The organism is Pseudomonas sp. FSL R10-0056 (assembly GCF_009600105.1).
GTDB classification, from domain to species: Bacteria; Pseudomonadota; Gammaproteobacteria; order Pseudomonadales; family Pseudomonadaceae; genus Aquipseudomonas; species Aquipseudomonas bubulae.
Genome location: NZ_WIWL01000017.1, coordinates 1 through 6,891 on the forward strand (window position 1 = coordinate 1; position 6,891 = coordinate 6,891).

A 6,891-nucleotide genomic window follows, 5' to 3' on the forward strand; every position below is an offset into this window, starting at 1 on the left:
GCCTCAACAGCCGGCACCGGCACTGGCACCACCGGCTGCGTGGCCAGCGGATCGGCCGTTGCCACGTCATCGCCCGGCTTGTCAGTACTGTCATCCTGATCAGTGCTGACTGCGCCTTCCGTCTTGCCGGCAGGCAAGGGGTTGCCGCTACCGGCAACGGCTGGCGCCGGGTCGGCTGCCTGGGCATAGACCTTTGCAAAAGGCTGCGCATCAGCCTTGGCAGGCTGCACAGGACTGCCCGCCGAGGCTTTAGGGGCTGCGGCGGCAGGTGTCAGAAGCAGGGTTTGGGCAGCAACGGGCATTAACGGCTCTCCGCTGTACGGCTGGCATGGGTACAGGTCAGAGAGTCACAGCAAGGTTCGGGCCAGCTTTAGTGCACAGTCAGCGGGATACAAAATGCGGCGATACCGAACGCTGGCGCTCGGCGCGATACAGGCGCCGGACCATCTGGTATTCATCGTCGATTTTGATCACCAGCTCCTGGATTTCGGCCAGTTGCTTCTTTTGCGCACGCTCTTCAAGCAGGCCGCACAAATGTGCCAAGCGAATGGCACCCATATTGCTGCTGCTGCCTTTGAAACTATGGGCAACCAGCGTCAGGTCGCAAGCCTCGCGGGCGTTGTGCAGTTGGCCAAGACGCTCTTCGGAGTCGGAGAGGAAGGTGTCCAGCAGATCGGCAAACCCTCCCTCCATCACGTCTCGCAACGCATTGACCACTTTCGGGTCCATATGAATATCAGACACTTGCTCACTCCTTGATCAAGAATGAGCGGATTATGCCAGACCCCCCCACGAAAACTCCACGGTCGCGCTACGACCATCAGGTGCCCAACGTGCTGCAGGGCAGAGTTGACGCACCAGGCTCACCCCGCGTCCCGACAGACGGTCTAAATCCAGTGGCCTGGCCATCACCCTGGCAACATCAAAACCCGCACCACTGTCTTCTACCTGGATCAGCAGGCGACCGCTTTCGCCGATCGGCTCGACTTGCAACGAGAACCGCACAAACCCGTACTTGAGCGTTGCCAGACGCTCCTTGCGCTGCTGATAGTAATGGGCAAAGCCCCCTGTATCGCGCTTGAGCCGTGAATCGAGGCCCAACACCCCGTGCTCCAGGGCATTGCTGTAAAGCTCGGCAAGCACCGCATGAATCACCGGCCCCTGAGCGCGCAGCCCGTGGACTTCCATGAGCAATTGCAACACGTAAGGCAGTGGATTGAACTGCTGCAGGCTGGGCGCCCGAAACTCGAAGCTGGCCGACCAGTCCCGCGGGCTGCATTGGCCACTGTCGGAATAGACAATCGCCGGCACCCCCAAAAAAGCCGGCAGCTGTGAAGTGATCTGCACCATGCTCACATCATCCCGGGCCTGCCCCTGAAAATCCCGCAAAGCCTGTTCGACCTCGGCAATCAGTTGCAACGGATGCCGATTGGCATCCAGCACCCGCTCCAGGCGCTCAACCCCGAACAATTGCTGATTGGGGCCACAGGTATCGATCACACCGTCGGTCAGTAAAAACACCTGATCACCGGGCAGCATCGGCAACACCTGGGTGGCATGGTCAAACACTTCGGCGCGCAAGACACCCAACGGCAAGTGCTGCGAGGTCAGTGCCGTGCGCTGACCGCTGAGTGCCGCTTGCAAATAGCCATCGGGCATACCGCCATTCCAGACTTCGACGCAGCGCCGCTGGGCACTTACACAGAGCAACGCGGCGCAACAGAACATGTCCACGGGAAGGATGCGCTTAAGCTTGGCGTTCATTTCCCTGAGTATTTCCGCCAAACCGTAGCCCTTGGCCGTCATGCTGTAGAACACCTCGGCCAGAGGCATGGCGCCAATCGCCGCAGGCAAACCGTGGCCGGTAAAGTCGGCGAGCAGCAGATGGGTATCCCCTGAGGGCGTATAGGCGGCCAACAGCAAATCGCCATTGAACAAGGCATAGGGCGATTGCAGATAACGGATATTGGGGGCATCGAGACAGCCCGAGTGCGCCACCCGGTCAAATACGGCTTTCGCCACCCGCTGTTCGTTGAGCAAGTAGTCGTTGTGCCGGGCGATCTGGTCGCGCTGCTGCACTATCGTTTGCTGCAGCCTGCGCAGGCGCTGCATCGATCCGCTCAATTGATATCGAACAACTTGTCGAAATTGGAAACGCCCAGAATCTTGCGCACATCCGGGCTGCTGTTGACCACGCGAATATCAGAATCATCACCGCCGACATGCTCACGCAACAGCAGCAGCATGCCCAGGGCCGAGCTGTCGAGATAGGTGGCATCCTTCAAATCCACCACTACGCAGGCGGGCGCGGGGCTGAGTTCTTCGTAAGCGTCACGAAATTCCTGGTGCTTGGCAAAGTCGAACCGGCCCTTGATGGCGATCGTCAGCTTACTGCCATCTGCCGAGACTTCAGATGTCACTGCCATGTGAATTGCTCCCGAGATAGTCAGTGCAACTATAGACGCTTCTGTGAGCACCGCCGCAGGCCAATACCCGTAGCAGCTGCTACGGGATGCAGAGGACGTACGCGATCAGTACACGTCTTTGCGCGGCAAGCGCTGGGACAGTTCGTCCATCAGCTTTTGCTCGCGCTTGTCTTCCAGCTGGCGCGCTTCGTCGGCGTAGCGCTGTACCAGTTTGCGCAGCCCCTCAACCCGGGCATAGGCCTGTTGCCAGGTCTCGCGGGCCTTGTCGAGATTGTTCTGATGCCACACCAGGCTTTGACGCTGCTGGCCAACGGCGGTTTCCAACTGGCCGAGGAAGTACTGATAGTTACGCAGCCATTGGCCCGTGACTCCCTGGCTGCCGCGGTCTACCCATTGCGCCTGGTATTCCCCGCGGAAATTTTCCAGATCACCCAGTTTGCTGTTGGCCAGGTTGACCTGCCCCTGGAAGTGACCCAGACGCTGGGCCGCAGCCTTCTCGGTCTTTTCCGCCATGTCCACCACCGGCGCCAGACGCGAAGCCCTGTTGTCACTGGCCATGGTCGATTAACCTCCGGCTGCCGGGGCGAAGATACTGCCCAGATGACCGCCGCTTTCGGCCAGGCTGATATTGTCGTTCAACCCCTGGCGCAGATACCCCACCATCGCCGGTTGCAGGGCAATGGCGGTATCGGTCTCGCGATCGCCGCCCGGCACATAGGCGCCCACGCTGATCAAGTCCCGCGCCTGCTGGAAGCGCGACCACAGCTGCTTGAACTGCTGGGCGCGGCGCATATGCTCTTCACTGACCACCGAGGGCATGACCCGGCTGATGGATGCTTCAATATCGATGGCCGGGTAATGGCCCTCTTCGGCCAATCGACGGGATAACACAATATGACCGTCGAGCACGCCCCGCGCCGAATCGGCAATCGGGTCCTGCTGGTCATCCCCTTCAGACAGCACGGTGTAAAACGCGGTGATCGAACCACCCCCGGCCTCGGCGTTGCCGGCGCGCTCCACCAGCTTGGGCAGCTTGGCAAACACCGACGGCGGATAGCCCTTGGTCGCGGGCGGCTCGCCAATGGCCAGGGCGATTTCCCGCTGGGCCTGGGCGAATCGGGTCAGGGAGTCCATCAGCAACAGGACGTTCTTGCCCTTGTCGCGAAAGTATTCGGCAATCCGCGTGCAATACATCGCCGCGCGCAAACGCATCAAGGGCGCATCATCGGCAGGCGATGCCACCACCACCGAGCGCTTGATGCCTTCGGCACCCAGGATATGTTCGATAAATTCCTTTACCTCACGGCCCCGCTCGCCGATCAGGCCCACCACGATAATGTCGGCCTCGGTAAAGCGGGTCATCATGCCCAGCAACACACTCTTGCCCACGCCTGTACCGGCAAACAGGCCCAGACGCTGGCCGCGACCCACCGTCAATAAACCGTTGATGCTGCGAATGCCCACGTCCAGCGGCACGCTGATGGGGTCGCGCTTGAGCGGGTTGATGGTGGGGCCGTCCAGCGGCACCCAGTCTTCGGCCTTCATCGGCCCCTTGCCATCCAGCGCACGGCCGGCGCCATCGAGCACCCGGCCGAGCATGCTCATGCCCATCGGCAGGCGACCATTATCGGCCAGCGGCACCACTCGGGCGCCCGGCGCAATGCCGGCGACACTGCCTACGGGCATCAGAAAAATTTTACTGCCACTAAAGCCCATCACCTCAGCTTCGACTTCTACCGGGTGAAAGCTGTCGTCGTTGATCACCAGGCAACGGCTGCCCATGGCCGCGCGCAGGCCTTCGGCCTCCAGGGTCAGACCGACCATGCGCAGCAGGCGCCCTTCAACCACCGGCTGCACCGGCAAGGACACCGCCGGAGCGTAGCTGCCCAGGCGCTTGGCAAAACTGGTGCGCTTAAGGTGCATCAAGATCGATGTCGATATCAGGCGCCGCCGGGTGCAGGGCCTGTTCGTGGAGCTGGTCAAGCAACTGGCTCATGGCCTGCTTGATCCGTGTTTCGATACTGGCATCGATGCGGCTGTGCTCGGTTTCAATGCGACAGCCTCCCGGTTGCAGGCTGTCGTCTTCGACAATCCGCCATTGCTCGTCATGACGCTCACGCAGGGCCTTGATCTGGTCAAAGTCCTGCGGATTGATAAACAGGCGAATATTCTCGGCGCCCATCGGCAACAGCTTCAAACCCTCGCGCAGCACTTGCCCGATCTGGCTCGAATCGGTTTTCAGCTCGCGCTGGATCACTTGCCGGGTCATGTGCTCAACCAGCCCGATCATGGCTTTCTCAAGCTGCTGATCCTGCTCGGCAAGCGGTGCCAGCAGGCTGCCCATCAAGCGCTCGAGGCTGGCAACCTTGGCCGTCAGGGCCACTTCGGCTTCCTGGCGAACCTTGAGCTGGGTGCTATGAAAACCTTCTTTCTCACCCGTGGCGAAGCCTTCGTTGTAGGCCTCCTGGCGAATGCTTTCGAGCTCTTCAAGGGTCAACGGCTGGACTTCTTCCAGCGGCACCTCTTCCATCTCGGGCAGTTCTTCAACCGGCTCGGGTTCGGGCTCTGCTTCGGGCTCGCGCCACGGATCGAAGCTGGGCAGACCCCAGACATCAAAAGCACCGACATCCTTGGCACGGATTACATCACCGGGGGTTTCGCCGCTGCTCACTTAGATCATCTCTTCGCCGCCCTTCCCGCCGAGAGCAATTTCTCCGGCTTCGGCCATACGGCGGGCGATGGTGAGGATTTCCTTCTGCGCAGTCTCGACATCGCTGACGCGCACCGGGCCTTTGGCTTCCAGATCGTCGCGCAGCAATTCGGCGGCACGCTTGGACATGTTCTTGAAGATCTTTTCCTGCACGTTCTCGTCGGAGCCCTTGAGCGCCAGTACCAGTACGTCAGAGGACACTTCCCGGAGCAACGCCTGGATACCGCGGTCGTCGACATCGGCCAGGTTGTTGAACACGAACATGAGGTCTTCGATCTGACCCGAAAGGTCTTCGTCGATATCCCGGATCGAGTCCATCAACTGCGCTTCCATCGAGCTGTCGAGGAAGTTCATGATATCGGCCGCGCGCTTGACCCCACCCAGGGAGGTACGCGCCGCGTTGGAGTTGCCGGAGAACTGCTTCTCGAGGATCTGGTTAAGCTCCTTGAGCGCCGCCGGTTGCACGGTGTTGAGCGACGAGACCCGCAGGATGATGTCGAGGCGCGCCTTCTGGTCAAAGTGGCCGAGCACTTCACCCGCCTGGTCAGGGTCGAGGTAAGCCACCACAATGGCCTGGATTTGCGGGTGCTCAAAGCGGATCACATCGGCAACGGCACGCGGTTCCATCCACTTGAGGCTATCCAGGCCGCTGGTATTGCCACCCAGCAGGATGCGGTCGATCAGGCCGTTGGCCTTGTCTTCGCCCAGGGCCGAGGTGAGCATTTTGCGGATGTAGCTGTCCGAGCCCACGCCGAGGCTGGTCTGGTCGCCGACGATCTCGACGAATTCGCTCATCACCTGCTCGACCTGCTCGCGGTGCACGTTGCGCATTTGCGCCATCGCCACACCCACCCGCTGGACCTCCTTGGGGCCCATATGGCGCAGCACCTGGGCGGCATCGGATTCGCCCAGCGACAGGAGCAAAATGGCGGCCTTGTCGACCCGGGTCAACTTGGCGTTGGCGGCGGCGCGGTTATCACTCATCGGCATTGATCCACTCTTTTACTACCTGGGCCACACGGCCCGGATCTTCTGCGACCAGACTCTTGATTGCATTCAACTGCGCGTCATAGCCTTCGCTGGGGCTTGGCAACATGATGCTTTGCGGGCCGCCAAGGCTGACACGGTCGTTGGCCAGCTCGCCATCCAGACCGCCCAGGCCGCCCATCTCGGCATCACTGCCAATACCGGCCACCTGCTTGTTGCGGCCGTGACCGGTGATGTTGTTGAGCACCGGGCGCAACACACCGAACACCAGCACCAGAATGAACAGCACGCCGAGCACTTGCTTGACCACATCCCAGAACCAGGGCTGGGAATAGAACGGGATATCGGCAATCACTTCACCCCGCTCGGTGGAGAACGGCACATTGATCACGCTGACGCTGTCGCCACGGCTGGCATCGAAGCCCACGGCGTCCTGCACCAGACGGGTAAAGCGCGCCAGCTGATCGGTGGTCCATGGCACCTGGGTGATTTCACCGTTGGCCGGGTTGACGCTGATCTTGTCGTCGATCACCACCGCCACCGACAGGCGATTGACCCTGCCCTGCTGCTGTTTGGTGTGGCTGATGGAGCGGTCAAGCTCGAAGTTGCGGGTCGACTGCGAACGTTTGTCGGCCGGGTACGGCGCCAGCATTGGCTGGCCGGTGCCCGGATCCATGATTTGCTGGCCGTTGGCATCAAGCAACGGCTGGCCCGGCTGGATCATGCCCGCCCCGCCAGCAGCTCCCTGGCCGGTTTGCTGCGGTGCGC

The 6,891-nt window shown here is 61.1% G+C and carries 8 protein-coding genes and 1 pseudogene; all 9 read right to left on the reverse strand.

Annotated elements, in window-relative coordinates:
• Window positions 1-302 (reverse strand): annotated as a pseudogene (locus GHO42_RS01130) (flagellar hook-length control protein FliK); the annotation flags it as partial.
• 79 nt (window positions 303-381) lie between these two features.
• The gene (locus tag GHO42_RS01135; protein WP_095002609.1) at window positions 382-744 is read right to left on the reverse strand and encodes an Hpt domain-containing protein; all 363 of its coding nucleotides are present in this window, start codon (window positions 742-744) and stop codon (window positions 382-384) included.
• 30 nt (window positions 745-774) lie between these two features.
• Window positions 775-2,112, reverse strand: a complete 1,338-nt coding sequence (locus GHO42_RS01140; RefSeq protein ID WP_095018908.1) for an ATP-binding SpoIIE family protein phosphatase — start codon at window positions 2,110-2,112, stop codon at window positions 775-777.
• Window positions 2,113-2,120: 8 nt separating this feature from the next.
• A complete protein-coding gene (locus GHO42_RS01145; protein WP_095002611.1) occupies window positions 2,121-2,426 on the reverse strand; it encodes an STAS domain-containing protein in 306 nt (101 codons plus the stop codon).
• 105 nt (window positions 2,427-2,531) lie between these two features.
• A complete protein-coding gene (fliJ, locus tag GHO42_RS01150; RefSeq protein ID WP_095002612.1) occupies window positions 2,532-2,984 on the reverse strand; it encodes a flagellar export protein FliJ in 453 nt (150 codons plus the stop codon).
• A 6-nt stretch (window positions 2,985-2,990) separates the two neighbouring features.
• A complete protein-coding gene (gene fliI / locus GHO42_RS01155) occupies window positions 2,991-4,349 on the reverse strand; it encodes a flagellar protein export ATPase FliI (protein ID WP_095024152.1) in 1,359 nt (452 codons plus the stop codon).
• The gene (gene fliH, locus GHO42_RS01160; protein WP_095025521.1) at window positions 4,339-5,097 is read right to left on the reverse strand and encodes a flagellar assembly protein FliH; all 759 of its coding nucleotides are present in this window, start codon (window positions 5,095-5,097) and stop codon (window positions 4,339-4,341) included. The genes fliI and fliH overlap by 11 nt, the downstream gene beginning before the upstream one ends.
• Window positions 5,098-6,120 (reverse strand): flagellar motor switch protein FliG, encoded by a 1,023-nt coding sequence (gene fliG, locus GHO42_RS01165; protein ID WP_083369860.1) that lies wholly within the window; start codon window positions 6,118-6,120, stop codon window positions 5,098-5,100.
• Window positions 6,113-6,891: flagellar M-ring protein FliF C-terminal domain-containing protein (locus GHO42_RS01170; protein WP_306108751.1), on the reverse strand; the 779-nt coding region annotated here is incomplete at its 5' end. The genes GHO42_RS01170 and fliG, both read right to left, overlap by 8 nt.

Coding starts and splice junctions, on each gene's coding strand:
- GHO42_RS01140 (WP_095018908.1), bottom strand. CDS start 2,112: ATGCAGCGCCTGCGCAGGCTGCAGCAAACGATAGTGCAGCAGCGCGAC.
- GHO42_RS01145 (WP_095002611.1), bottom strand. CDS start 2,426: ATGGCAGTGACATCTGAAGTCTCGGCAGATGGCAGTAAGCTGACGATC.
- fliJ (WP_095002612.1), bottom strand. CDS start 2,984: ATGGCCAGTGACAACAGGGCTTCGCGTCTGGCGCCGGTGGTGGACATG.
- fliI (WP_095024152.1), bottom strand. CDS start 4,349: ATGCACCTTAAGCGCACCAGTTTTGCCAAGCGCCTGGGCAGCTACGCT.
- fliG (WP_083369860.1), bottom strand. CDS start 6,120: ATGAGTGATAACCGCGCCGCCGCCAACGCCAAGTTGACCCGGGTCGAC.